The 26,961-nt window shown below is 66.0% G+C and carries 21 protein-coding genes and 2 pseudogenes; 13 read left to right on the top strand and 10 right to left on the bottom strand.

The features are described from left to right. Window positions 1-42: 42 nt before the first annotated feature. Both KEG38_RS43070 and KEG38_RS43065 read right to left on the bottom strand, forming a co-directional pair. A complete protein-coding gene (locus KEG38_RS43070) occupies window positions 43-615 on the bottom strand; it encodes a hypothetical protein (protein ID WP_272426583.1) in 573 nt (190 codons plus the stop codon). Window positions 616-724: 109 nt separating this feature from the next. Beyond that, a complete protein-coding gene (locus KEG38_RS43065; RefSeq protein ID WP_272426582.1) occupies window positions 725-1,447 on the bottom strand; it encodes a hypothetical protein in 723 nt (240 codons plus the stop codon). 1,710 nt (window positions 1,448-3,157) lie between these two features. Here KEG38_RS43065 and KEG38_RS43060 point away from each other — a divergent pair. Continuing rightward, window positions 3,158-3,325 carry a hypothetical protein gene (locus KEG38_RS43060; RefSeq protein WP_272426581.1) on the top strand — a complete coding sequence of 56 codons (168 nt, stop codon included), beginning with the start codon at window positions 3,158-3,160 and terminating at the stop codon, window positions 3,323-3,325. A gap of 57 nt (window positions 3,326-3,382) precedes the next feature. On the opposite strand, the gene KEG38_RS43055 is transcribed toward KEG38_RS43060, so the two are convergent. Continuing rightward, a complete protein-coding gene (locus KEG38_RS43055; RefSeq protein ID WP_272426580.1) occupies window positions 3,383-3,625 on the bottom strand; it encodes a hypothetical protein in 243 nt (80 codons plus the stop codon). A gap of 71 nt (window positions 3,626-3,696) precedes the next feature. Next, window positions 3,697-4,728: a hypothetical protein gene (locus tag KEG38_RS43050; protein ID WP_272426579.1), complete on the bottom strand. Its 1,032-nt coding sequence runs from the start codon at window positions 4,726-4,728 to the stop codon at window positions 3,697-3,699. 545 nt (window positions 4,729-5,273) lie between these two features. Here KEG38_RS43050 and KEG38_RS43045 point away from each other — a divergent pair. The 3 genes and pseudogenes from KEG38_RS43045 to KEG38_RS56220 form a co-directional block, all read left to right on the top strand. After that, entirely contained in the window at window positions 5,274-5,825 is a 552-nt protein-coding gene (locus KEG38_RS43045; protein ID WP_272426578.1) for a hypothetical protein, read from the top strand. A 200-nt stretch (window positions 5,826-6,025) separates the two neighbouring features. Further along, window positions 6,026-6,688 carry a hypothetical protein gene (locus KEG38_RS43040; protein ID WP_272426577.1) on the top strand — a complete coding sequence of 221 codons (663 nt, stop codon included), beginning with the start codon at window positions 6,026-6,028 and terminating at the stop codon, window positions 6,686-6,688. Window positions 6,689-6,705: 17 nt separating this feature from the next. After that, window positions 6,706-6,864: pseudogene (locus KEG38_RS56220) on the top strand (helix-turn-helix domain-containing protein); the annotation flags it as partial. Here the strand turns inward: KEG38_RS56220 and KEG38_RS43035 are convergent. Beyond that, the gene (locus tag KEG38_RS43035) at window positions 6,863-7,738 is read right to left on the bottom strand and encodes an RNA polymerase sigma factor (RefSeq protein WP_272426576.1); all 876 of its coding nucleotides are present in this window, start codon (window positions 7,736-7,738) and stop codon (window positions 6,863-6,865) included. The pseudogene KEG38_RS56220 and the gene KEG38_RS43035 sit on opposite strands and share 2 nt — an antisense overlap. Window positions 7,739-8,045: 307 nt before the next feature. Between KEG38_RS43035 and KEG38_RS43030 the strand changes: the two genes are divergently transcribed. The 6 genes and pseudogenes from KEG38_RS43030 to KEG38_RS43005 all read left to right on the top strand — a co-directional run bounded on the left by KEG38_RS43030 (window position 8,046) and on the right by KEG38_RS43005 (window position 16,775). Then, on the top strand, window positions 8,046-10,349 hold the full coding sequence (locus tag KEG38_RS43030) for a type VI secretion system Vgr family protein (protein WP_272426575.1): 2,304 nt from the start codon (window positions 8,046-8,048) through the stop codon (window positions 10,347-10,349). Window positions 10,350-10,359: 10 nt separating this feature from the next. Beyond that, on the top strand, window positions 10,360-11,844 hold the full coding sequence (locus tag KEG38_RS43025; protein WP_272426574.1) for a hypothetical protein: 1,485 nt from the start codon (window positions 10,360-10,362) through the stop codon (window positions 11,842-11,844). Next, a complete protein-coding gene (locus KEG38_RS43020; protein WP_272426573.1) occupies window positions 11,822-14,704 on the top strand; it encodes a DUF6531 domain-containing protein in 2,883 nt (960 codons plus the stop codon). Before KEG38_RS43025 ends, KEG38_RS43020 begins: the two co-directional genes overlap by 23 nt. A gap of 42 nt (window positions 14,705-14,746) precedes the next feature. Then, a pseudogene (locus KEG38_RS43015) lies at window positions 14,747-15,838 on the top strand (RHS repeat-associated core domain-containing protein); the annotation flags it as partial. A 2-nt stretch (window positions 15,839-15,840) separates the two neighbouring features. After that, window positions 15,841-16,314 (top strand): hypothetical protein, encoded by a 474-nt coding sequence (locus KEG38_RS43010; RefSeq protein WP_272426571.1) that lies wholly within the window; start codon window positions 15,841-15,843, stop codon window positions 16,312-16,314. Continuing rightward, a complete protein-coding gene (locus KEG38_RS43005; protein ID WP_272426570.1) occupies window positions 16,311-16,775 on the top strand; it encodes a macro domain-containing protein in 465 nt (154 codons plus the stop codon). Before KEG38_RS43010 ends, KEG38_RS43005 begins: the two co-directional genes overlap by 4 nt. Window position 16,776: 1 nt before the next feature. Here the strand turns inward: KEG38_RS43005 and KEG38_RS43000 are convergent, their stop codons facing one another. The 5 genes from KEG38_RS43000 to KEG38_RS42980 form a co-directional block, all read right to left on the bottom strand. Beyond that, on the bottom strand, window positions 16,777-17,298 hold the full coding sequence (locus KEG38_RS43000) for a tyrosine-protein phosphatase (RefSeq protein WP_272426569.1): 522 nt from the start codon (window positions 17,296-17,298) through the stop codon (window positions 16,777-16,779). A 119-nt stretch (window positions 17,299-17,417) separates the two neighbouring features. Next, window positions 17,418-18,044, bottom strand: coding sequence for an HNH endonuclease (locus tag KEG38_RS42995; RefSeq protein ID WP_272426568.1), 627 nt, complete (start codon window positions 18,042-18,044; stop codon window positions 17,418-17,420). 526 nt (window positions 18,045-18,570) lie between these two features. After that, window positions 18,571-20,049 (bottom strand): serine/threonine protein kinase, encoded by a 1,479-nt coding sequence (locus KEG38_RS42990; RefSeq protein ID WP_272426567.1) that lies wholly within the window; start codon window positions 20,047-20,049, stop codon window positions 18,571-18,573. 24 nt (window positions 20,050-20,073) lie between these two features. Further along, complete coding sequence (locus KEG38_RS42985; protein ID WP_272426566.1) at window positions 20,074-21,042, bottom strand: tetratricopeptide repeat protein; 969 nt, start codon at window positions 21,040-21,042, stop codon at window positions 20,074-20,076. A 116-nt stretch (window positions 21,043-21,158) separates the two neighbouring features. Then, window positions 21,159-21,593, bottom strand: a complete 435-nt coding sequence (locus tag KEG38_RS42980; RefSeq protein ID WP_272426565.1) for a hypothetical protein — start codon at window positions 21,591-21,593, stop codon at window positions 21,159-21,161. A 439-nt stretch (window positions 21,594-22,032) separates the two neighbouring features. On the opposite strand from KEG38_RS42980, the gene tssI reads away from it, so the two are divergent. The 3 genes from tssI to KEG38_RS42965 all read left to right on the top strand — a co-directional run. Further along, window positions 22,033-24,873, top strand: a complete 2,841-nt coding sequence (tssI, locus tag KEG38_RS42975; protein WP_272426564.1) for a type VI secretion system tip protein TssI/VgrG — start codon at window positions 22,033-22,035, stop codon at window positions 24,871-24,873. Between the two features lie 18 nt (window positions 24,874-24,891). Continuing rightward, window positions 24,892-26,508, top strand: a complete 1,617-nt coding sequence (locus tag KEG38_RS42970; RefSeq protein WP_272426563.1) for a hypothetical protein — start codon at window positions 24,892-24,894, stop codon at window positions 26,506-26,508. 188 nt (window positions 26,509-26,696) lie between these two features. Then, the coding region (locus KEG38_RS42965; protein ID WP_272426562.1) for a hypothetical protein at window positions 26,697-26,961 on the top strand (265 nt) is incomplete at its 3' end.

Here is a 26,961-nt window from a genome sequence, read left to right as displayed (position 1 = left end):
GACCGGGGCACGCATCCCTGCCACCAATGTCCGGCAAGGGCGTCAGAAGCGGAACCCGACGTTGATATCCACCGTTGGCCCGAAGAGGGAGAACCCGGGGCGTGCCGTCCTCCCCAAGAAGGAAGCGCGGTGATATTGGGCGCCGAGCCCGAGGCCGAGCAGGACGTGATTGCCCAGCCTCCACGTCCACCCGGCGCTCAGCCCCGCCGCGAACGCGGGACCCCAGATCTTCTCCGATGCGACCCTCGAGCGGACCGGGCCCGCCTGCGTATAGGGTGAAATCCAAAGCCCGCCGGGCGCGCGCCCGAGCGGGTGGAAGAAGACACGCCCACGCAAGACCATACCGATGACATCCTCGTCCGGCGTGCGATCGCCGCGGCCCAGACCGAGCACGTTTTGCGTAACCGTCCAAGGCCCATAAAGCCCGGCGGTCGCCTGCACCGTGACGTGACAGCCGAAAACGCGCTGATAACCGGCGTTGATCACGTGCAGCCCGAGGTCCGCGACGACGGCGTTCGGGCGTTCGGAGCACGACGGCTCCTCGGCGTGGGCGGCGCTGGCGATGAGGAGGACTGCGGCGGGAACGACCAGATCGAGGGCGGTGCGTCGTCTCATGCGGCGCAGGAGCGTCGCACCGTTCGGCGTCGATGGGCAACAGGGGCGGCGAGGCGCTTTTCTTCTTCCTTCATGAACCCTTTCGGTCCCCGGACGTTGCCTCTGAGCGTCATTGTTGGGTTCCTGGTGTCCTTGCTCGGGTTGACGTCCAAGGCGCGCTAGACGCTCGGTTCATGCGCACGAATCCGGCAAAGAGGTCGCCAGAATACTGACTGAGGTGATCACAGGGACGCATCTCTTCGTTGTGAAAATGCGCGAGGGCAAAGGAAAACCGCAACATGTTGCGGCGTGCTGCATCATTTGGATGAATGACCTCGGAATCGAGATTGGACTGTTGGCCGAAGAGGGTATACAGCGCTTGATAGAAGAGCGGGCCCGGCACCACGGCTCCGTCCGAGACGAGCCACGTAACGCCTTGGTTGAACCTGTCGAGCATGCTGCGCGGCGGAGGGGGCGAGAGCGGCATGTTGGTGCAGTTGCTCAGCGACAACCGCCTCAACATCGTGCCGTGGCGCCATTCCTCGCCGTCGAGCAGCCACACATCGGAGATGTAGCCGTGGTCGAGCTCTCGCACGTCGACAAGGAACATCCCCAGCAGTCCCTTCTTCGCGTCGAGCAGGAAGAACGTGGCCGGCCCCGAGTAGCGAATCTGTTCGCCGTTCGCGAGCTTGATCTCCTGCGCACCGGTCATCGTGGGGGCCTCTGTCGGATCCACGTCTTCGGGAGTATCGGTGAGGGACCGCTTCGCTGCGGGCGAGTCGCCCGTCTGCCGTGCAGGTTCGAGCCCGCTGGTCGGCCCAACCAAGACGTTGACCGTTTGCGTCTGGGTCATGGGCGGCGCGGTAGGGGCCGGTGCGGTGGAAGTGGGTGGCTGCGGGTCCCACGTCACGGGCATGCGCGCGGCATCGCCGGTCGCTGCATGAATCACCGTGTTGGGCATGGGGCCACTGCACGCCGTTAGGCCAAGGGACGTCGCGAGCCAGATAATGGCGGGGGACTGCATCGACGCTCCTCCGTCGCGATGCTCCACATCACGACGCGTCGACCACTACCCCGCAGCATGAGCACGGGCAGTGCGGGAGTTCGGCGGCTCCACGTAGGCGAGTTCCTGGTGCCCCATGTCACGGACATGCGGTGCCGTCCGTGGCGCCGCGGATCGTAGGGGCAGGTTTGTCCCTTCCCCTCCCAGGTTTGTCCGTGTACCCTCCGCCCTCATGGCAGAACCGACCGCTCCGGCGCCGACGCGCGAGCCCTCCGCCGCGCCGGCCGTCAAGCAGCGCGCGACCGCGACCGAGAGAGTAAGAGCAACTCCTTCGGCCTCCGCGCGCGCTGCGCCTCCGCGGCCCCTGACGCCGAGACCTGCGGCCCACCTGCCCGCGACGCTCTCCGCGGAGCTCGCTGACGAAGGAGTGGTGTAACATGAGGACCATGGTTCGTCTGGTGCGTGCCGGCATCGTGATCGCGGCTTGCCTCGGAGGCGCCGCGATCGCCGTTCCCGCATGCCTCGCTCCCGGCGGTTACATCGCTGGCGACTGTCCGCTCCAGGACAACGGGTTGCTGTCCATCCCGGAAGAGTGTTGCCCATGCATCTTCCGTGAGGCGTGCTGGGATGCGGATCCTCCGCCCCAGCCCCCCGAGCACTGCCGCACCGGCTGCGCTCCCGACGTCCCCTTCGAGTGCTGCCCGTGCCCGACGCCCGAGTGGTGCCCCGAGGGGAAGAGCCCTCGAACGCTCGCTCCGTGGTGCTCCTCGCTCGATGGAGGCAGCGACGGCTCGATGTCTTCCCTTTGCGCTGGTGGAACGTGCACGCCGCCCGCGGCCGGCAACTGGAAGGGGCCAGTCAGCTTCTGGCAGGGCTGGGATCTGGAGGCGCCGACGTGCCCTGAGGACGCGCCGATCCTCGCCTTCGAAGCGTGGGCCGAACCGCCCCCGCCCTCATGCGGCACATGCAAGTGCGATCCGCCCGAGGGAACGTGCAAGCTGCCGGAGACGTGGACGGTTAGCTCGGCTGCGTGCACTCCGGATCCGAACCTCGGTGTCAAGACAAACCTCGATCCGCCGACAAACTGGGAGGGTGTCTGCAACGAGGACAAGTCGATCCAAAGCGGGAAGCTCTGCGGCGGGGTGCCCTGCGTTCGGTCGATCATGATCGCGCCCCCGACGATCGAGGAGCTGCCGTGCAAGCCGCACCTCGAGGGAGACCCCGAGCCCACAATCCCGCGGGCGTGGGAAGGCGGTCCGCAGACACCACTCGGGAAAGCGTGCATGAGTGCGACTCCCGCGCCGATCTGCGCGGAAGCTGCGGGTAAGGTGTGTGCCAACGCCTCCCAGCTTCTCCGCTTGTTTGTTTCGCGAAGGGGATCACCCCTGTCCGGAGGGCTGGGGCGAGAGACAGCTCCTCTACCGGCATGTAAAGGACAACCGGACCTGTGCGGAGTGCACATGCAGCGAGCCGACCGGCGGTTTCTGCAACACGAAATTCCGGCTGTTTAGCGGCGCGGGCTGCACGATTGAGGAGGCGGCGTTCAACGTCTCCACCGGCATGAGCTCCCCGTGCCACGACCTCATGGCGGGTACGCAGCTCCTCGGCAAGTCTGCCGAGGTCCTCGAGTACACGAAGGGTGCATGCATGCCGAGCGGTGGCGACGTGCAAGGGGAAGTCGTGCTCGCGGACCCCGTCACGGTGTGCTGCTACGCGCCCACGAGCTGATTCTGAATATCCCACGGGCGTCAGGGAAGTGCCCCGATGACGCAATCCCGTACTCGTTCACTCTGGCGCGCACACGAGCTCCTGCGGGAGCATGCCGGGGAACTCATCGGCGAAATTGGCAACATCCTTCGTTAGCTGCCGATATGATGCTTGTTGCCAATGGCCTTCATAGCGAACCAGCGTATCATCGCATCGCGCAATGAGCCACTCGATGTCCAGAGCCGGCCTCTCCGGTTCGCGCGATAAAGCGACCAGGTGCGCGCGGATTTCGTGAGTCCACGATTCTTCTTTCTTGGACAAGGGCATTTGGTCTCCCCACGGGCTCGGGAGCCCTGAATGATACGCCGAGGACGCTGCGGCTGCACGCCCCCTCAGAACGCGTACAAGAGCGAGCCGCCGCCGGTCGCGACGGGAATTAGGTGCTCCCAAGGCGAGGGCCCGAAGAAATCCAAGCGGGCGCCAATGAGCGGTAGCGCGACCTCGACGTCCACGCGTGCCATCAGGTGTGACGAGAGCGGAAATTCCACCGCGGTGCGCGCTCCCGCGCCGAAGAAACCACCTGCGCCCCGCCATGCATAGTCCCTGCTCGACACCACCGTACCCACGATCCCACCGGTGACCAACAGGCAACCGAGGAGCGGCGCGCGCTTGAAACAGCCAGCGCCCGTCAGGCCGAACGTGTGGATGTCAACGTCGGTCAATCCTGCACGGCGCGTGTTCAGGAGCGGCATCCACTGGCCATCGAGCTCGAGCGTGAAGGATGCGAGTTGTAGGCCCCCCGCGAGGCGGAGGCCCGGTCCCCACTCCGGCGCGGCTCCACGGGAGATCGTCGCACCTAGAGCCACGAAACCGCGCATGGGAGGCGTAGCTGGCGGCTTTGGCGGTGGCGGGCACGCCGGGCAGGGCGGGGCCGGAGCAGGCTTGGGCGGCGCGGGCTCGGGCGGCGCAGGCTCGGGCGGTAGCGGTGCGGCAGGCTCCTCCTCTTGTGGCGGCGCGAGCTCGCGGATCCGTTTCGCCGCGTCGAACGCCGTCCAGTACAACACTTTGAAGCAGTCGTCCGTCGGCGGGTAGTCGTGATGCTCGGAGTGCGCCACGGCTCCGGCCTCGTCCGTGATCGTCGTGTCGACCGACTTCCCGCCATCCGGTAGCCGCCGGATCCGCACGACGAGCGAACGCGTGGCGGTCGGGTCCAGGGTGCTCACGGGCAGCCAGTTCGTGAGGATGGCGCTGAAGTCGAACGGGTTGGAGCATCCGGGGAGCGAGCGATCCGCCGTGAGCTCGACGCGATGACGCGGCACCTCGTCCGCCGCGAACGACGACGATGGCCAGGTCAACGCCAGGACAATCGTGCAGCCCCCGACGCCGAGGCGCCCGCCATGGCCTCTGGCCGTGTGCGGCTTCACGTTTCAGGCCCCTCGACCAGAAATCTTCGGGGGGTCCGTCGATTTTTTCGTGATGGGAGGCTTCTCGTGCCCTTTACCTTCGTGGGACCAGTCAACGCGAGCAGGGACGGGGCACCGGGCCGAGGCTCGGCCGAGAGGTATCCGGAATGACACGCGGCATCGACGACTGCGCGAACGAGCTCCGGGTCTCCAAGGAAGCTCTGCTCCGGCACCGGGTCGCCATGGCCGCGGTCGTTCGGTCGATTGGAGTGCACGCGGCGCATGTCGATGATGTCGTCCATGATGCATTCGTACTCGCGTGTGGCAAGCCCGAAATGGAGCGACCGGATCCAAAAGATGACGACGCGTTTGGCGCGTGGCTCTGCACGCTCGCGAAATATGCGGCCATGACGAACCGGCGGGATGCCTTTCGCTCACGAGAATCGCCCGCGCCCGAAGAGGACATTGAGCTCGTTGCGGAGGAGAAGGAAGCGTATCTCGGGCCCTTCGAGGACAGGGTAATCGCATCCACCGTATTCGAGCGCCTCAGCCGGGATGACGGGTCGTTGCTCCTCGAGCACTTCTACGAGGACAAGGACATCAAGGACCTCGCCGAGGACCATGGCATCCCGTGGAGCACGATGCGCGCGCGGGTGGATTGCGTGCTCGACCGAGCGCGCATCGCCGTGCGCGACGTGGCGCCCCGCTCGCGCCGGCGTCGTCGGGCCTGGGCCATTCCGCTCGCGCTGCTTGGCTTCGCAGCGCGCGAGGCGCGTGCACACGTGGGCTCGCTCTGGGTGCGATTTTTCGGCACGCTTCACCGGAGCCCTGCGCGGTTGATTGGCTTCGGGGCGACGGCGGCAGTGATTCTTGCCGCGACGCCGGATGCCGGGTCGCGCGCGGCGGACGGTTTCGCGGCTGGCGCGCAGAGCGGACATTCTGAGGAAACCGCGCGCTGCACTGCCTTTGTGCGGTCAAGGCTGGCACGCCCGCAAGAGGATCCGGAATCGGAGATGCCGAGCAATACCAAGGCTCTCCCGCCGCGCCGCTACGTGCAACGGTCGACGTCCGTGTGGATGATCGCGAACGCAATTCGCGATGCGGAAGCACGAAAATGAAATAGCCAGCCGCCTCATCCGCGACGTTTCACCGTTCGCAGTGGATTCGCGTACCGCAGCCCACTTCTGGGCAAGCACAGCGCTGCGCGCACACGAATCCACTGGGGTCGGTGAAGGCCTCGCCCACGTCCGAGCACGACTTGTCGCCGATCTTAGACGGCGGCGAACCGGGGCGCCGCACCGATGCCGACGGAGGAACGATGAATGCTCTTCGGGACGTCGACGACGACGCAGCAACGACCGTGATGGACTGCTCGGCGCTTCCGCCGCAGAGCGGAACGCGGATGAGCTTGGCGCATTCCGAGCCACCGCGAGACACGATCATGGATACGAAGTGCGGGCCGTCGCGATGGGATCGATTCTGGGCGTTCCTCGGCCGCAAGGCGGATAGCTTCCTGAACGCATTCCGCGAGCCTCCTCTGTCGACCCTTCTCCCTCCCGTTCCGCCAAATCGGTTGCCCCGCGAGACGCGCGTCTCCGCGGGGACGATGCTCGGGGACGACCGCTGGGAATTCCTGCTGATCGAGCTCCTGCGCGCGCCCCCGCATTACCAGCGGGCGGCACGAGAGGTCGTCAAGTATGCCGTGGGCCTCCGGCAGCTCGGGGAGGAGGCGTATATCGACGGCCTCGTGCACCTCGTTCTGTCGCGGCAGCGCGAGGACGCGGACGGCACCATCAGCATTGGGCGTCTCCGGGATATCCTGCGTGACATGTCCTTCTCGGACAGCCTCATGCCCGCGCTGCGTCGCCTGGACGACGAGGGCACGATCGACCTTCTGCCGGCCAACGGGGACGTCGACCGCAACACCCCCTCCGAGCTCCGGGCCCCTCCGACCCGCATCCGCCTCTGGGCGCGGGTTTGAGCTACGGAGACAGGGCCATGCCACGTCGGCAAGTCACGTCTCCCCTGCTCGTCGAGATCGGCGCGCGCATCCGGGACATCCGCCTCGAGCAAGGGATGTCGCTGGACCAGCTCGCCAAGAGGAGCGGCGTCGCGAAGGGGAACCTTTCGAGCACCGAGCACGGGCGGGTCAACATCACGGTCGAGACGTGCCTGAGGATCGCGGCTGCGCTGGGGGTAAGCGCGGCGGAGCTATTGCCGGGGCCGGAGGAGGCGCAGGGGACCGGTTCGGAGAGGTCGCGGCGAAGACCTGGGACCGGCGGACGAAAGGGGAGGACGCGCCCCGGAATCGGGTAGGTGGTTTTCTCGGTCCCGTTTCCGGAAGCAGAGCCGGAGGGGGGCTGCGAGTTCGGCCCCCGCCGCCCCGAACAACAGGCAGCAGGGCCGCCATGAGCACGCTCGCCATGTGCCCGAGCATCGGCGCGGCCCTCTGCACGAGGAGGGCAAGCGGCCCGCTCGGCGGCATCGGGGGCACGACGCTGTAGTACGCGTCGCGGAAGTCGCGCATCTCCTTGCGAAGGTATCGGCGCACGCGGAGCGCGCGCATCTTCACCGCGTTCTTCGAGATCCTGAGCTCCTTACGCGCTTCCTCGAGCGTGTACTCTTCGAGGTAGACGAGGAAGAACACCTCGAACAAGACGTCGGGCATCGCGTCGACCGCCGCGTAGAGGCGCTCACGCGCCTCGCCGAGCTGCGCGCTCACGTCGGGCGAGGGGCCGGGGGCAAACGCTTCCACCGCGGCCTCTGGCTCCGTCACGATCACCTTGTTTCGACGACGCACCGTCCTGCGATGGCGCCGATACACGTTGTTCGCGACGCCCATCGCCCAGCGCCGGAGCTCGCCCTCGGACCGGTAGGTATGGAGGCTGCGGACGCCGCGGATCAACGTGTTCTGCGCCAGATCATCGGCATCGGCGCGCCCGCAGCGGAGACGCGCGAAGCGCTGGACGAGATCCGGACGAAGGGCGAGGAGCTCGGCGAGAAGATCGGGTTCGTTCAGTTTCTTCCCCACACTCGCTTCTTGCCCGCAGCAGGAGAACGGTAACCGAAAATCCGCGCGGCTCACTCCGCCGAACCTAACGTGAGATTCCTTGGTCAGGCAGGGTTCGTTCTGCTGCACTGCCGACGTCAGAAACCCGACACGTGGTGACCCGTACCACGGTCCACCTCTTGCGTATCTCAGTTTGTAGGACGTAAAATGTCCTACGCGAAGCACGCTTCGCACTTCTATCCTTGACGGTCAGCATGTCGGTCGGACAACCTGCCGCCTATCCAGGCTCTCCGACTCTTCGGGGATCCTGCACGTAGGGGTCAGGGCAATGAATATCCTCCTTTCGATCGAGGGGGCTGGCGAACTATTGCGTGGGGTTCGGCTCAGCGGCTCAGAAGGTCTGTCGGAGCTTTTCCGATTTGAAATTGATGTTGTTCGGGGCTTTCCGCTGCAGGGAATCGTCGGTGGGTTGCTCGACAAGCTGGGCGTCGGATCCCTGCCGATCAATCCGGTGGCCATCGCGCAGACGGTCCACGCAGCTATGGCGGACCATGCAGGCCGAACGGCTACTCTTACGTTCGATACGGGCGAGAGCACGCGGACGGTTCGCGGCATGATCGCCGAGTTCGTGCAGCTCGACGACGGAAAGACGGGGACCGCGTACCGGGCCGTGCTCGTCCCGGAGGTCACGCGACTTCTCCATCGCAGGGACAACCGCATCTTTCAGGAGCGGTCGGCGCCCGAGATCGTTGCTGCCGTGCTCGAATCCGCTGGAGTCCGCAGGGGTAGCTTCCGCTTCGCGCTCGGGAAGGATCGAATGCGGCGGGATTATTGTGTCCAGTATCGAGAGACCGATTGGGCCTTCGTCTCCCGGCTTCTCGAAGAGGAGGGGATCCATTACTTCTTTGACGATGACAGCATCCTCGTGATGGCTGACGGGCCCACAGCGCATGCGCCGATCTCCGGCGGAACGCTCGCCTTCCGTGCACCGCTCGGCGCCATGGCGCATGGGGAGCACGTCTCCAGGTTCGCGTGGGCAGAGCGGGTACATTCCGGCAAGGTCACGCTGCGGGATTACGAGTTCAGGAAGCCGGCGCTCTCGCTAGAAGCCGCCAAGAAGGCTGACGAAGATTCGGAGCTGGAGGTCTACGAGTATCCGGGGCGCTATGAGACGCCGGAGCGCGGCGCAGAGCTCGCGGCCATGCAGCTCGAGGAGCTGCGGACCCGGGCGCGAAGCGGGGCCGGGGAGAGCGATTCGTGCCGGGTCATTCCGGGGAAGACGTTCCTGCTCATGGACCATCCTGACGATCGCATGAATGGGGCCTATCTGGTTATGCGGGTCGAACACCAGGGCACCGCGCCGATGCCGGATGCCATTCTCACCGATGGAGAGTCCTCCTACGAAAATCGTTTCGAGGTCGTGGGCGCGGACGTGAGGGTTCGTCCCTCCCGCACGACCCCCCGACCTGTGATCTCGGGGCCGCAGACGGCGATCGTCGTCGGGCCCGGCAAGGAGGAGCTGCACACGGACGCCTACGGCCGCGTCAAGGTGCAATTCCATTGGGATCGGCAGGGAAAGAAGGACGAGCGCAGCTCGTGCTGGCTTCGCGTCATGCAATCCTCGGCGGGCGCGGGCTGGGGCGCGCAGTTCTTGCCGCGCGTGGGGCACGAGGTCGTCGTGGCCTTCCTGGAGGGCGACCCCGATCGGCCTTTCGTCATCGGGAGCTTGTACCACGCAGCGAACGTGCCGCCGTATGCGCTGCCGCAGCAGAAGACGCGCAGCGGAATCCGCACGAAGACGTTCGGCGGAGACGGACATAACGAGATCCGCTTCGACGACGCTACGGGTGCAGAGGAAATCTACGTGCACGCCCAGCGCGATTACAATGAGGTTGTCGAGCACGACCGCTCCGCCGCGGTGCACGGCAAGCGCACGCAGACCGTGGACGGCGACGACACGGAGCACGTCCGCGGGAACCAAGGACTCACGGTCGACGGCAGCCAGCACATCCACGTGCGAGGAAATCAGCGGACGATCATCGACGGGGACGAGCCGAAGCCTGGAGGCGTACGCGGCGGCGCGGTGACCGTGCGCGGGAAGTACGAGCTCGACGCGTCGGACACAGTACACGTTCAGGCGCCCGCGTCGATCCGACTCGAGTGTGGCGGGAGTTTCGTGCTCATCGAGCCGGGGAAGATCACGATCACGGCCGGTGGCGGGGCGACGTTGGTTCTCGACCCGAACGCGCTCCTGCAATCGGCCGCTGGGTCGCGCATGTTCCTCGATGCGAACGCGCTCGCAAAGGCGACGGGCGGCGCGGAAGTGCTGCTCGATGCGAACGTCTGCGCGAAGTCTGCCGCGGGTAGCCAGGTGCTACTCGATGGCAACGCGTGCATGTCGTCGACCGGCGGGAGCACCGTGCTCCTCGACGGGAACGCGACCATGAGCAGTCCGGCCGAGGCGACGATGTGCGGGAGCACCGCGACGGTCTCGGGTAGTGCGGTAGCGGTTCTCTCGGGGCCTGGAGGCGTCGTTGCGGCGGACGGTGGCGGGGTGTCGTCGTCCGGGGGCAAGGTGGACGTCAGCGGCGGCGCATTCAACGTGGCCACGGGCATTGCCAGCGTGAATTGAGGGGGCGGCCATGTTCAAGAGCATCACGGATCCCCTCGTCCACGTGGCCGAGGCAATGCAGACGTTCATCGCCGAGCCGGAACTGCGGCTCCTGCACGTGACCACGTCCGATCCCATCCGCATCGCGGCCCTCGAGCACATCGCCGCGGCGGAGCACCACCAGGAGAACCTCTGCCCGTTCGTCTTCCTCGAAGCGCCGACCGAGACGACGGATGACGGCTGGAGCCTCCGCAGCGAGGAGCTGCGAGCCGACATGGAGGAGCTCGCCGAGCTGCACGAGAAGGCGGGCGAGGGGGTCACGATCCGCCCGATGCCCGCCGAAGCGCGTGCCCCGTCCACGCTGGGACGCTTCGGTTTGGAGCTGAGGGCCGCGGTCGACTCCCTCGGCTCCCCGCTGGAGGGGCTCGTGGTCGTGCTTTCGCCTGTCTGGGTGCGCGATCCGAAGCAATGGATGGAGGACGTCGCTGCGCTCGTCGAGCGGCCAGAGCTTGCACGTGTTCGATGGGTTATCGTCGACTTGGACGAATCAATCTGCAGGTCGATCGCCGAGAGGCGCGGCGACTTGGCGCTCGTCGTGGACGCACGGCTCGACACACGCGAGGTGCAACGCGACGTCGAGGCCATGCTTTCGGCTGCGGCATCGGCGCCCCCCGGGGCCGATGGGATGCGGATGGCGGGCATGGCCGGGCCGGATGAGGTTCCGCCGCCGCACAAGGTGCGGACTCCCCCGCTCACGTCCCAGCAAGCCCGCGTGATCGCGGAAGCTACGGAGAAGGCACGCTCCGACGCGATCGAGAAAGGCATTCCGGAGCCGCTTTTGCGGCCTGAGCCCATGCGCGAACTTCGCGGGTTCGTCATCGGCGCAGCGGGTGCGATGATCAAGGGCGATGCATCGCGAGCGGTTGCCCTCATGCGCGAGGCGAAGGCGCTTTGTCGCGGGGCGGGGCTCGGGAAACTCGCCGTGATGATGGGGCTCGTCATGGGTGGATTCGCCATGCAGGCGCGCGCCCCGGATACCGCGGCGGCCATCTTTCGCGAGGCTCGCGCGGAAGCCGACGCGGCGAAGCTGCCGGCGCTCTCCGCGCAGGCCCAGCTCGCGGTCGGCTCCGGCCTGCTCGCGGCGGGCAAGAGCGGCGAGGCTGCGCTCGCCTTCGCCGAGGCCGGGCAGCTGGCCGCTGGGCAGGGTGAGCGGATGTTCGCGATTGAGGCCTATCGCATGGCTGGGCAGGTTCTCGTCTCGCAGCGGGATATTGAGCATGCCGCGGGCGCATTCTGGCGTGCCGTGCAGATCGCGAGCGACGGTGAGCCGGAGGAGTGGCGGTTGTCGAGTGGACCGGAAGCTGCGCGCGCCCTCGGGCGAATCTTCCGTGAGCACGGGAGCACAGATCGGGCGGACTGGCTCGAGCGTGTCGCGGTCGAGATGGAGACGATGGGCGAGAGCGAGGCGGATACTCCGTCGATGGAGGGGGACGATGCTTGTTGCGACGCAGTTTGATCCCGTCCTCGGGCTCGATTTCCACATCGTCGGGGTGCCTGCTCCGCCTGCCCCTGCGCCGGTACCGACGCTCGTGCCGATGGCGTTCGTTGGTATGGTGTTCGATCCCGTGGGGGCTGCAGTTTCGGCCGCAGTCGGCATGGCTGCGGGGGCTGGGCCTGGGCTCGTGTTCGTCAATGGAATGCCTGTCGCCAACACCGGCACCCTCGGGACCAACCTGCTCACGATGCCGCACGTTCCGACGCCGGGCGTGACGTTCCTGCCGCCGACGGGACCGGGGAACGACGCCGAGTTGATGTTCGGATCGCTGGGCGTGACACTCGGCGGCAGCCTCGCCGTGCGGCTCGGGGATCTCGCGCTCTCGTGCAGCGATCCGGTTCGCCTGCCGACGAGCGTGGTGCTTGCCGTGCCCAAGGGTGCGCCGGTGCTCGTGACTCGGCCGATGGTGCCGGACGTGAAGGCCATCGCGTTCGCGGCCGGCTTCAAGGCGACGCTTCGTGCGCTCGGGGCCGTGGTTCGCGCGGGCGGGAAGCTCTTCCGGAAGCTGCGGGCCGCGCAGCGGCGAAGCGGCAAGTGGGCGCGCATCAGCCAAGGAATGCGTCGGGCTGTTGATCACATCGCACCGCGGCGTTATCGGGACCGTATTCACACGGCGATCTGCTTCGCGACGGGGCATCCCGTGGATGTCGCGACGGGACGCATGTTCACGGAGAAGCGCGACCTGGAACTGCCGGGGCCGATGCCGCTCGCTATCGAGCGGATCTACTCGTCGTCGCGGTCGTGGCGGGATGGGCCCCTCGGTTATGGGTGGTCGCACAGCCTGGATCAAGCGGTGTGGTGCGAGCGGGGCAAGGTCGTCTATCTGGCAGAGGACGGACGTGAGATCGAGTTTCTGCTCGGCCATCTCCCCGAGCGCATGCTTCGGCCTGGCCAAAGCGTGTACGAGCCGACCAACCGCCTCACGTTGAAAGCTCGCCGCGGGCATCGGTTCGAGATCGAGACGCACGAGGGGCAGGTGCTGCACTTCGCGCGGATGAAGGGCGCAAAGAATCCCATGCGCGCCCGACTCCAGCGTATCGCGGCGCGGGACGGCATCACCATCGAGTGTGAGTACGACGAGCGGGGCAGGCTTTCACGGGTGATCGATAGCGGAGGCCGGATGCTCCGGCTCCTGTACGACGGCAACGACAGGCTCCGTGAGATCAAGGTGCCGCATCCGCGTGAGGGATGGGTACGTCACGCAAAGTACGAGTTCGACGAACCGGGGAACCTCGTACGTGTGGTTGATGCGCTTGGGAACGCGGAGACGTACGCGTACAAGGGGCATCTGCTCGTGAAGGAGACCGACCGCACGGGGTTGTCGTTTTACTTCCAGTACGATGGGCTGAACGAATACGCGAAGTGCGTGCGGACGTGGGGCGATGGCGGCATCTACGACCACGTGATCCGGTACGACGAGCGGAACCGGAAGACGTTTGTGGACGATAGCCTCGCCAATCTGCGCGTGTTCCACCGGGACGAGCTGGGAAACGTCGTGGAAGTAACCGACCAGCAAGGGAAAGCCACGCGGTACCGCTATGATCCCGAGAGCGGTCAGGTGGCCGCGGAAGTGGATCCGCTCGGGTGGGAAGTACGGCGCGAGTTCGACGAGCGCGGAAACTGCGTGGAGATCGTGCGTCCCGATGGAACGACGGAGCGTATGAAGTACGAGCGCGACCGCCTGGTGGAATTCGCGAATCCGTGCGGAGCCGAGTGGCGCCTCCGGTATGACGGCGCGGGGCGCATGCGGGCCATGATCAATCCGCTCGGGGGAGAGACGCGGTGTCGATGGAAGCGGGGGCTGCTCCGCGAGGTCACGGACCCGATGAGTGGACGGGTCGCGCTCGAGTACGACGACGCGAAGAACGTGCGGAGCATCCGCTACGCGAACGGGGGCGAAGAGAGGCTCGTCCACGACATCCTGGGCCGTGTGGTCGAGCATCACGACGCGCGTGGCGGTGTCACGAGGTACAGGTACAACGCGCTCCGGTTGGTCGAGGTCGAGGAGGCGGACGGGAACCACCTGCGGATCAAGTACGACGCGGAGGGGAACCCAGTCGAGGCCAAGGATCACGCCCGACACGTGAGGTTCGGCTACACCGGGTTCCATCACCTCGCGCTGCGCGAGGAGGCCGGCGAGACGGTTCGGCTGCGGTACGATACCGAGGGGCAGCTGATGGCGATCGAGAACGAGGCCGGCGAGATCCACACGCTCACGCGCGACGCGTGCGGGCGCGTGATCCAGGAGATCGGCTTCGACGGGAGCTGTCAGCGGTACGTGTACGACGCGGGCGGCGTGCTCGTGAAGAGCGTGCAGCCGAGCGGGCGGACGGTCGCGTTCGAGCGTGATGCCATCGGGCGCGTGACGTGCGTCCGCTACCCGGACGGCACGGAGGAGCGGTTCACGTATCGCGCAGATGGGGCGCTCATCGCGGCCGAGAACGAGGCAGCGCGCGTGACGCTCGAGCGCGATGCGCTGGGGCGTGTGGTGCGCGATCAGCAAGGGCCCCACGTCATCGAGCGGCGCTACGACGCGCGCGGCCTGCTCGCCGAGGTGTCGTCGTCCCTTGGCTTCGATGGCGCGTTCCTGCGTGATGCCATGGGCGAGCTCGATGCGATCTCGCTCGGCACGGGCGTCGATCGATGGCGTACGTCGATCATGCGTGACGCGGCGGGGCTCGAGGCCGAGCGGCGGCTGCCCGGCGGGATCGCGGTCCGAACGCGACGCGATCCGAGCGGGCGTGTCGCCGAGACCTCGATGCTCGACGGCGGCAAGGAGCTGCGGCGCGTCGCGTTCACCTGGGAGCCGGGCTCGTTGTAGAAGGAGCGTGACGACTCCCGCCGCGGGCTCACGCGGTACTTCCACGACAGGCGCGCCAGGCTCACGGCGGCGACGGAGCCCAGCGGGCGCGTGCGCTGGCGGCGCCCCACGCCGACGGGGAACATCCAGCAGGCGATGCAGGGGGAGCCGCAGACGTACAAGAAGGGCGGCGTGCTCGCCGCTGCGGATGGGGTGACGTACGAGCATGACCGCGACGGGAACCGGACCGCGAAGATGTGGCCGGACGGGCGGCGCGAGACGTACACGTGGAGCGCTGCCGGGCGGCTCGTGGCGGTCACGAAGGCGGACGGGAAGGTGGTCCGGTTCGAGTACGACGCCCTCGGGCGTCGAGTGAAGAAGACCTCGGACGCGGAGGAGCAGACGTGGATCTGGGACGGGGATGTCCCGCTGCACGAGCTCTCCACGAGGGAAGGGCCGATCGCGTGGGTGTTCGAGCCGGGGACGTTCACACCAGCGGCGAAGGTACAGGGCTTGCGGCGGTGGGCGATCGTCACGGATCAGGTTGGGGCGCCATGCGCGGCGTTCGATGAGTGGGGCGGGGTCGCGTGGCAGGGCGAAGTCGACGTCTACGGGAAGGCGGCGGCCGATGTGGAGAAGACCGCGGTTCCGTGGCGGTTTCCGGGGCAGTACGAGGATGCTGAGACGGGGCTGTTCTACAATCGGTTCAGGTATTACGACCCGGAGACTGGGAGGTACACCAGCAAGGACCCGATCGGGTTACTAGGTGGAATCGAGGCGTATGGATACGTGCCCGACCCCGCGGTTGCATCCGATCCGTTGGGCCTCGCGATCGTGTACCACTACACGAGCGCAAAGGGCTTCAAAGCTATCACTGCGCAGCGAGACTGGCTCTTCAAGGCATCGAAGCCACCGGGTGACCATCCATACGGAGCTTATTTTACGACGCTTCCGCCAACGCATAAAAACCTAGCGGCAAAGCTGGGTGGGCTTCCGCGTGAAAAGGTGGAGTATTACTTCCAAATGGACATCCCAGACTCGTTGCTGAAACCATTGCGGGGCGGACGGGGAGAGGCTGGTGTCTCAGTGTATCATCCGGCGGATCTGACTGTTCGTCGCGAGCAGCAGATCGCTCATGGCAAAAGGTGCAAGTAATCATGTTCAAGGTGTCGGTTCAGAAGGTGTCCAGCGCGGGAGACGAGGAGACCTCAACGGTTGGAGGGTTCGACCACAACTTCCCGCGTGTACCACACTTCGAGGATGTAATGAGCCGCTTTCTCATGGCGGTACGCGTCCGGTGGCCCAATGCCATTTTCCGCATCTACGACGAGAACGACAACGAGGTGGTCCTGCGCGCGCCACACATGCCCGCGACATGGCCGCCGAAAGGATGGGCGATTGTCGTTCGAGACGACCTGATGGACAAGCACCTGGAGGAAGAGGGAGGGGTTCCCATGCCAGATGGCGAAAGCGGCCTCGTTCTCTGGTTCTCCCCCGTCTCCGAGGGCATCAGCTACCTGGACCTTGTAACGGTGAGCGATCCCTTGGAGAACCAATTCTGTTGGTGGGCAGTCGAGCAAATCTGGGATGCTTACCTCAGTGTAAAAAAGGCCGCCAAGGACGCGACGTGATCACCTACCTGAAGGGCGACGCCACCGTCCCCCAGGCGAAGGGTCCGAAGCTCATCGCCCACGTCGTCAACGACCTTGGCGGCTGGGGCAAGGGGTTCGTGCTCGCCATCTCCCGTCGATGGCCGGAGCCCGAGCAGGCGTATCGACGCTGGCACGCAGAGCGGGCGCGGAACGACTTCGCGCTCGGTGCGATCCAGGTGGTCCGGGTCAAGCCGGACACTCACGTGGTCAACATGCTTGCACAGCGGGGCATCCGGACGGGCTCGAAAGGGCCGCCCATTCGCTACGAGGCACTCGCTGAATGCCTGCGCAAGCTGCGCGGCGTGGCAGAAGAGAACCGAGCGTCGGTTCACATGCCTCGAATAGGGTGCGGGCTCGCTGGTGGCAAATGGGAGAAGGTCGAGCCGCTCATCGAGGATGCACTGATCGACACGCCAGTGTTCGTGTACGATTACGAGTGATTCAGACTGAGCGTAACCGCTCTCTTAGTCGCTGCACGTCGACCCGTGCGAGATACCGCCGCACATCCCCGATCCCATCAAGTGCCCGCTCGATCCAAGCCCGCTCCACCTCCCCATCACTGAGCAGGTACTCCTCGACGATGATCGCCCGCGGCGCACCGAGAGCGGTGAGCAGCAACGCGACAGCGACGCCGGTCCGGTCCTTCCCGGACGTGCAATGGAGCATCACTGGAAATGCGGGCGCTTCGCAGACAGCCTGAGCCACCGCGTTGAGCCATCGGCGTACGGTCGCGTCGGTCGTATCGTACTTCTCGTACGAATTCGGGATGGAAACGTGCCGATACTCTGCCCCGAAGGTGTGCCGATCCGGACCCTGCCGAAGGTTGACGATCGTCCCAGGATGGCCGATTTCCGCAGCCTCTCGGACCGCGTCAAGCTTCCCGCCCCGTAGCAACCGCCTTGCGGGAAGCAGGTTCTCTGCCCCCAGCAGAGCAATCCACTCGCCGACATCCCGAAAATTCACGCAGGACATTGGACGAGCGTCACGACGAGCGCCGGGTGGGGATCAGCGTGGACGTCCGGGTTGTTGACATACGCGACCGAGCTCGACTGGTAGTTTGCTGAGAGAGTATGCCGCACGTGTTAAATCGCAGGTACATTGAGTTCCGGGCGCTTGAAGACTTCACGATGGTGCCAACGCAAATTATCGGGATGGGGCCGGTGCGCTGGGTCGAGGGGGAGTAGATGGAGGTTTGCCCGATGAGCGCGGAGGAGCCATTTACGAAATGCCTCGCTTGCTCCGTTCAGCTCCGCGCTGAACAGGACGCGGTACACGTGTCCGTTCCACTCAATGGCGAGCGCTCCTGCATCGAAGAGCTTGTGATGCAGCGAGCACATGGCCAGACCGTTGTCGATGTTGTTGGAGCCGAGCATCTGCACCCAGCGGATGTGTGCTGCTTCGAGGCCCACGTTCCTGCCGCCGAGCCTCGCGTCGAAGCCGCAAATCGAGCAGCAGTGGGCATAGGCGTTGAGCACGTGATCGCGAAACCGCGGATCGCGCATTCGCTTGCCGAGCGCCGCAAGGTCGAGTTCCAGTCCGACGGCGTCAGCGATGTCCTCGTGGAGCGTCTCGGGGAAGTGTCGCCAGAGCAACTCTTTGGCGGCGGCCGCGAGAAGCACGGGATCCGCGACGAGCGCGTCCTTGTTGACTGCGCGTTTGCCGTCCCTGGCGTCCACGTAGACCCGGATGTTCCGGAACGCCTCCAGCATCGCTTCGTTTGGGGGGGGCGTCTTCTGATCGGACTGGGCCCGGGGGCATCTGCCTCGCGCGGTTCTGGCCCCACGGGCCTCGTCGCGTCGCTCGTGAGCATTGTCGTCACGATCGAGACGGGCGTGGCTGAAGGCGCATACGCCGGAAGGTTCGAAACCGAAACAGTTGTTCACAAAAACGCAGGAGCCCCCTTGGCACTCACTCAGCGTGCAAGGGTTGCCGTCGTCGCAGTCCGTCAGGGATGCACACGGAATCGTGCATCGTCCCGAGTCGCAGCGGCCTTCCCGTTTGCCCTCGAAGCACGGGTGTCCGTCACCAAGGTACTCGTGTGTGGGCGTGCCGCCGTCGCAAGCGTCCAGCGTACAAGGATCGCCGTCGTCCTGAGCCACGCAATCGGTAGAGGCCCAAGAGCAGCCAGGGATAGGCGCAACGAGGCCGGCGAGCGCGAGCGCGAGCACGGTACCAAGCCATTGACCAGCGCGCCGGGAAGACGACAACGGCACGAGCTGCGGCCATGTTCGCGACTCATCGGCGTCGGCCATAGAGATCCTCCTTCGGTGGGGACTTCGATGCGGGAGCTCCCGTGAGTGAGGCCGGTCGTGCGGATCGTGGCGGCGACGACGTGCTGCGCTGGGTGGGGGCCGATGCCGTCGTCTCGACGCGGGCAGGCGTGTCTCTCGCGGGCGAAACATCGGCGGCAGGCAAAGGTGGCTGAGCAACGACGGAGGACTCGGTCGGCCTCTCGGTCGGCGGCAACACCTTCGCTTCAGGTACATCGGATGCCGCAGCCGGCGAGACAGATTCACGGCCCACACGGATGCCGATCGCGAGGGCTACCAGCACCGCGACAAGGGCTACGAGTGCAGCAGCGAGTGGGCCGCGAAGCTTGCTCGGGGCAGATGCATCGAGCTGCGGAGTGGTGACTGTTGCCGCCGGTGGTGTCGCTGCTTCGTTCACGCGACCGAGCTGCGGCAGCGGAGCTGTCTGCTCCGTGGATTGCGCCGTGGCGCCGAGCGGCGCTGTTGGCGCATGCGGTGGAGCAGCGGGCGCTGCTGCAACCGGCGCGATCTCGGGACGCGACGGCACACGTGCGCTGTGCTCCGGCTCGCCGAGAACCTTCGCCACGCGCTTCGCGTACATCGCCGTGTGCTCGGAGCCGAAGGGCGCCAACGCCGCCGCGAGCGCAGCGACGCTGCCGAACCGCACGGCTTGGTCCTTCTCGAGGCAACGGAGTAGCACAGCCTCCATTGGTTCGGGGAGATCTCGCCGAAGCTCGCGCGGCTTCCACGGCGGACGATGCAGAACCGCGCGCATCATCGATTGGATCGAGTCGACGTCGTCGTGGTGAAACGGCATCTTGCCGGTCAAGAGGTGGAACAACGTCGCGCCGAGCGCCCACACGTCGGTCCGCGCATCCACGCGGGTCGTTGCTGCGAACTGCTCTGGCGCCATGTACGGCGCGGATCCCATCGGTTGCGAAGGGTCGAGCTTCGCCGTGCTCGCATTCGCCCACTTCGCGATGCCGAAGTCGAGTACTTTGATGCACGACAAGCCGTCGAGTGCGCGCGTGAGGAACAGGTTCGCGGGCTTGATGTCCCGGTGCACGATGCCGATGGAGTGCGCCTCCGCGATCGCCTCGCATGCCTGGAGAATGGCGTCCGCGGCCTCTTCCACGGGAAGCGGACCGCGCTCGCGGAGCATGTGCGAAAGGTCGTTCCCGTCGAGGTGCTCGAGCACCATGTACGGCGTCCCGTCCTCGAGCGCAGCGACGTCGAGGACTCTCGCCACGTGCTGACTTCGAAGACGAACCGCGGCGCGCGCCTCGCGCACGAAGCGAGTCACATCGGCCTGACTCCCGGGCCCGAGCATGAACTTGATCGCGACGAGCTCATCGAGCGCGAGATGCCACGCCGCGACGACGATCCCCATGCCTCCGGCACCGAGCACACGCTCGACGCGGTACTTGTCGAGCAGGATTTGCCCGGGCTTAAAGGCGTGTTGCATGCGGGCTCCGGAGGGCAGGGTTCGTTAGAAGACACCACCGAGCACGAGGCCCGCGCCTTGCGGGGAAGCGTGGGGCACGAGGACCCACGTACGGGCGGTTTTGTTCGGCGACTTCGGCGCTCCCGCGAGGAGGAACAGCGTGACGCCCGTGGCGACGACGACGCCTGACGCGATCACCACGACCGTCGCGGTATCGGCGTACGTGATGGCTTCGTTCCGAAGGGCCACGCCTTTCGGGTAACACTTGTTCGGGTCCTCGGGACAATACTGCTTCGATTCCTTGTCCGTCGTCACCGCTGCAATGGAAAGCCCTCCGGCCACGGCGAGCCCCGCGAGCCCCACACTGCCGACGACGATGCCGGCGACCCGCTGAGCCGTTTGTCCAGGAGGCGGCGGGAGCTCGACTTCGCTGAGAAGCGGCACGGCGAGCTGCTCGACGGTTCCCGGCGTCGTGATCTGCACGGTCTTCTTCCAGGGCGTGCGATCCGGCGCCTTCGCCTCGACTACGTGCTCGCCGGGATCGACCGGGACCGACGTTCCCCACTGAGCCTGCGGGAGCGGCTGGCCGTCCCGCAGGATCGTGAGGCCCGGGATCCGGTTCGGGTCGGGAACGTTCACGGCGAGGCGCACGAGCTTGGGCTGGAGGGCCTGGGCGCGGCGTTCAGCTTCCTCGGCGCGGGTGGTGTCACCTGTGCGGCGCGCGAGGGCTGCGGCGTCCTCGAAGGTGATGTAGGCGCTCGCGGTGCGGTTGGTGCGCTCGTAGCAGTCCGCGAGGTTCAGGGCGGTGCCGACGGCGGGGTCGAGGCGCTGGCTCTCTTCGAGCTTGGGGCAGGCTTCAGGTGCGCGGCCCGCGTCGAGGAGCTGGCGGGCTTCGGTGAACAAGGCGTCGGCGGTCGCCTTGTCGGCTGCGGTGGGTTCGGCCCGAGCTGGTGTTGCGAACGCTGCCGCGGCGCAGACCACCCCCAAGGCCGCAAGCTTGGCTCGCGTGTGCATCCGTCTGGACCTTCCGGGTTGCAGGGAGAGTGTACAGGAGCGTCAGGTTGGGGACAACATGGGGCGACCGCTGGACCTGTCCGTGGCCCTTCAAGACCGGAACCGGCCGGCAGCGATTACCACCACGCAACGATGGCATCTCGAGGGATAGAAACTTCGCGGCGCAGGTCGCCCTCTGGGGTCGCGAGTCGGACGACCGTTGCATACCGGAGTGCAGCTACCGAAGCGAAACGATGATTGCCAAGGTCAAACCTCCAGTATTCGCGAGGATCAGTCTGACCATAGGAGAGGGGATGGCCAACCTTCACATCTGCAAGCTGAAATTCGTCGCCGTCCGCAACCCGTTCGATCGCAGAACGACGGATCAAGATCCCGTGTTTCAGCCCTCGAGCCTTGGCGGCCTCCTCGTGCGAGGCGGCAAAAATCGTGTCGGCTACGAAGAAGTTGATAGTTGGACGGAGTGGGCGGTGCACTCCGTGGCCGGGTGTCGCGGTAAAGCTCCAACTACCACCATTTCTATATTTGTCCCTGTTGTCCTCGAAATACTTCACTCGTTCGGTCCAATAGAGGTGAGCGAGCAGTGCGTCCTGCCCAGAGCACAACTGGACGAGCCGTTCACGAGAGCAAGGCTCCTCGGCAATGCCAACATCGGTTGGCGTACGAAGTTCGGGGCAGTTGCGCCGATCGTGTCCCCTTCCATTACAGAGACCACACCGGCGCACGCGCGTGCACGTCTGGACGTTATGACCACCCTGGCCGCATTTCGAACATGCCATCGGCGGGTCTCCTACGAAGGCGGTAACCTTGTCAGGATCTCACTGACGGGTTCGGTTTGCAAGCCCACGCCGACGCTGTCCGGCGTCTTGGCAACCCGTGGAGTTAGCATCTCCGCCGAACCTCGTAATCCTGCTTCCGCCTATGAATTCTGCGCCAGACCGGGATACACAAAGACCGCAGGCGCCGTAGCGCCCGAGCAGGAGCCCGCTTCCCATGCCTACCCCCTCCCTCTTCGAACTCCACCTCGGCCCCCTCGGCGCGCTCTCCCTTGCCGTCATCTCCTTCCGCGGCCGGGAAGCCCTCTCCAAACCCTTCTCCTTCGACCTCCTCGTCACCGCCCCGCCCCCCTTCGATCTCCTCGAAACCTCGCTCCTCGGCCAACCCGCGACCCTCGTCATCCGCGTCCACGACCAGAACCCCCGCGTCGTCCACGGCGTCGTCGCCAGCATCTCCCCCGAGGCCACCACCAAGGCTCGCGACCGCCACGCCCTTCGCATCCGCCTCGTCCCGCGCCTGTGGCTCCTCAAGCACCGCGTCACGAGCCGCATCTTCCAGCACCGCACCGTGCCCGAGATCATCGGCGCCGTGCTCGAGCAGGCCGGCGTCCGCGCAGCCTTCAAGCTCTCGCGCTCGTACCCGGCGCGCACCTACTGCGTGCAGTACCAGGAGTCCGACTACGTGTTCATCCAGCGGCTCATCGCTGAGGAAGGGATGTTCTACACGTTCGAGCAGCCCTCGGGCCTCCTGGAGAACTTCGTCCCCGGCGCGGCCAGCGGCGTGATCGCCACGGCGCTCGACCACGCGGAGACGGTCGTGTTCGGCGACAGCGCGGAAGCGTACGTCGCTCTTCCCAGCGGAGCCTTATTTGGCGCGGAGATCAACGCATCCGCCTCGACGAGCGGCAACGTGTCGATGTACGCGTCCGCAACCACCACCCCGAGCCCGCATCTCCCGTTACGCGACCTCTCGGGGACGAACACCCCCGAGGACGTGGTCACGAGCTTTTCGCTGCGCCGCAAGGTGCGCCCGAGCTCCACGCTCTTGCGGGACTATGACTTCCGCCGCCCGCTGCTTGATCTGCGATCCGAAGCGAAAGCCTCTGCGAACGGCATCAGCCTCAGCACCTCCGCGAGTGCCAATCCGCGCGTCGGCGTGAAGGTTTCCGTGGATCTACGCACGGGCGACACGCCAACGACCGTCGCCGGTGATCTTCGCATCTACGAACATCGCGGCGAGTACGACGAACCCGAGGTGAACCCCACGCGCGCCCGCGTCGAGCTCGAGCAACACCGACGCGACGCCGTGCACGGCGAGGGCACGAGCACAGTGCGGCACCTCTCCCCGGGCCGTCGCTTCCACCTCGACGCCGAAACTAACCCTTCGCTCAGCCAGGAGTACGTCGCCACGCGCGTCGAACACGAGGGCCACACGCCCGAGCTCACGAGCACGACGGTGAGCACCGATGCCGGGCCGCGGGTCTATCAGAACCGCTTCGAGTGTGTCCCCGCCTCGGTCGTCTTCCGCCCGAAGCGCCCCCGCCGCGCGCTGCGGCAGGTGCTCGAATCGGCCACCGTCGTCGGCCCCGAGGGCGAGGAGATCTACACCGACGAGCACGGGCGCATCAAAGTGCAGTTCCACTGGGATCTGGACGGCAAGCGCAACGAGCACAGCTCGTGCTGGCTGCGCGTCGTGCAGACGTGGTCTGGCGCTTCGTGGGGGTTCCAGTTCATCCCGCGCATCGGGATGGAGGTGATGGTGACGTTCCTCGGCGGCGATCAGGACTGCCCGATCGTCACGGGCTGCACGTACAACGCGACGCACCCGCCGCCGTTCATGCTGCCGCAGAACAAGACGCGGAGCGGTGTGCGCACGCGCAGCACGCCGCGCGACGAAGGGTTCAACGAGCTGAGCTTCGAGGACAGCGTCGGACGCGAGCAGGTGTACGTGCACGCACAGCGCGATTTCGACGAGGTGATCGAGCGCAACCAGACGAGTGATGTGCGCGGTCATCGTGTCGAGAACGTTGTGGGGAACCGGAGCGCGCAGGTCGGGCGCGACGACACGCTCGCGGTGCTCGGCGATCAGGGCGTGCAGGTGAACGGCGACGCGCGGCTCTCGGTGAAGCAGAACCGAACGACGTCGATCGACGGAGACGACACCACGACGGTGCGCGGGAACGCTTCGCTGCACGTCGTGATGAACCACTCGCTCTCGGTCGATGGCGATCACAGCGTCGTGATCGGCAATGGTGTGCGCGAGGCGCAGAGCGACACGTACGTGTTCGGGTCGGCCTCGATCGGCGCCTCGGAGCGGCTCGTGCTCCGCGCCGAGGGGGGGCTCGTGATCGAGTGCGGGCAGAGCGCGATCGAGATCGGGCCGGGCGGGATCACGCTGCGCGGAAGCTCGATTGACGTGAAGGCGGCGCAGTCGGCGACGATCGCGGGCAAGGGGCCGACGTTGAGCCTCGACAGCGAGGTCGAGCTCGTCGCGAAGAAGATCAGCCTCTACTCGGAGGGCGCGTCCGTGGAGCTCGACAAGGAGGCGAGCATCAAGGGCGACAAGGTGCTGCTCAACTGCGACGCGGGCGAGCCCGAAGGGGACGAGGACGAGAATCGCAAGGAAACGCAGCCGCTCTCGTGCAAGCTGAGCGATTGGTACATGAAGCCCTACGCGAACAAGAAATATCACTTGATGGCGGAGGGCCTGAAGTACGAGGGCACGACGGATGCGGATGGCGTCGTGCAGCAGAAGCTCCCGAAGGGCGTGAAGCAGGTCGTGATCAAGCTGTGGGTTGACGAGTATCCAACCGGAAGGCAGCGGCTCTACACGCTCTCGATGGCGGAGATCCCGCCGGCCGATACGCCGCAAGGGGCGCAGGCAAGACTGCGGGCCCTCGGGTTCTACTTCGGCAAACCCACCGAGGAGATGAACGCCGACGTGCAGAGCGCACTCGCGGCCTTCCAGCGGGATCACGCTGAGAGTCATCGGCTCGAGGCCACCGGCGAGCTCGACGCGAAGACCGTGGCCGCGCTTCAAGACGTCTACGGTTCTTGAGCGGGAGGAGGTGCGCCGATGGCAAAGCCCAACAACCAGCAAGACGTCGACCTCTCCAAGCCGGCCCATGTCTCCGACAAGGATGCGCCGGTCCCGCAGCTATCGGTGGCCGTAAAGCGTGCGCCAGTTGGCACGGAGGAGCGCTACAAGACTTCGGTAGAGCGTGCGAACCGCGTCGCCGATCTCAGTGACCCCGCGAAGTTCGGAGAGAACGTCCAGCTCCTCATGGACCACCTTCGCGAGCGCCTGGAGATGGGGCTCGATGAAGCGTGGGCTTCCGAGTACGGCTACCAGGGCGAGCTCTCCTCTTCGAACGAGGAGAAGTGGGCCCGTATCTTCTCCGAGCTCGTCGTGTACGCGGCTTACGGCGGAACGGCCGGCTGCTATGGAACGAAAGGCTCCGACGGCGGCAAGGACGACATGGACATCATGCGCCGCCTCGACAAGGACGAGAGCGATCCAGCGTATCCGATCGTCCTCGCATGCCAGCACCTGACGACACTCTGCGCGATGTCACGCGGCATTTCGCATACGGAGCTGGGCAAGAGGGGAATGACAGCGGGAGGCGGTACCGGCGGGCTTCCCATCTTCAAGTCGAAGCCTGGTGAGGAAAAGCGGTGGTACGTCGCGAGCACCGGTGAGAAGACCGAAACTGGCAGCTATCGCAGCGTCAAATACCTCTTCGATACGTTGACGCTGACGCCTGGAAGCGTATTCGCCTTCAATTCGCTGGGGCCTGAATCGGGAAGCCAGGCCGGACAGGCGCACATCGCCTCCGTGCTCCGCATTTATCCGGACAATGATCCGCCGAAGTTCCAGGGGATCGACACCGGGCCGCTCGGAGATGGCAAGAACGAGCAAGGCACGGCGGATCACGGGGGTACGAAGGGGGCGATGACTGCCCTGAGCCGTATTCTCGTGGGGGTCGGAATTTTGCCTCCATCCGAGCCCTCGGAGGAGCAGGTGAAGTTCCTCGCGACGGCGCGCCCTCTCAGCCTCGCGCAGCTTGTGGTCGTGGACGCCTCGCGCACCGTCCGGTTCATCAGTCGCGTTTTGCCCATGGATCACGGTGGCAAGGGATTCTCGCTCTGCCGCTACATCTGGTCCGTCCGAAATCTGCCCGCAAAGGACGTCCGCGTGTATTGGGTCCTCAGTATACCGCGGGTCGCCGAATTCACGCGCGCGCTTGTTGCGGCGGGCGCACGAGGGAAGCCCGTGCGGGAGCTGCTCACAGCGGAGCTGCGGGACAAGGGCCTCGAAACGCTGCTCGAGCCGACGCATATCATGGGCTCGACGCCGATGATCGACGGTGCCGACGCGGGGCCCGTGTTCGAACGACGCAAGATCGACGGCAAGAAAAACGAGTGGAACGGGGTGCCTATCTCGGGCGCATCGAAGTTTCCCAAGGAGCTGCAGGACCTAAAGTTCGCGGACGCGCCCAAGCAAACCTTCTGGGCGCGCTGGCGCAAGATGACCGTCGACGAGCAGTACACGTGCGCGGATCCTAGCAACAAGGACAACCCGCAGATTGCGGACCTCACGGCGATGAGCTCGTATTTCAGCGGTCCCCCGCGGTCCCCACTGCCCGAGGAGACCGTGGTCGCCGGCAAGCCCGGCATGCTTCCGCTCATGTGATACTCATGCGTACACGACGAACCATGAACGCATCGCGCTCTTTTTGCGCAAGTTCACTCGCCGCAGCGCTCCTCGGCGTTGCATGCGGCAGCGGGACGCCGCTTCCTCCTCCTCCTCCGCACACCCTGCAAGGCAGTGCCACCAGCCCGACGACGGACACGCCGGCCTCTCCGGCGGTCGCATCCGCGTTGGTCCCTGCCCCAAAGCCCCCTTGCGAGCAAGCGGCCGATCTTGTTGCGCGGGTCCCGGGCCTTCGTGCGGAGGGGAAGCTCGAGCGTTCGCGGCGCGCGCTCGCCCTTGCCGCGGAGCTCTGCCCCGCGAAGGCTGGCGAGACCTGGGAGGCACAGCTCGCGGTGCTGGGCGAGCTCGGGGCAATCGACGAGCAAAAAAAGCTCGTATCCACGGTCCTGTCGACCGCGGGGGCCGCCGAGGGCGCGCAGAAGGCGGCGCGCG

Source organism: Polyangium jinanense (assembly GCF_028435265.1).
Taxonomy (GTDB): domain Bacteria; phylum Myxococcota_A; class Polyangia; order Polyangiales; family Polyangiaceae; genus Polyangium; species Polyangium jinanense.
This window is presented reverse-complemented; position numbering and strand designations above follow the sequence as displayed.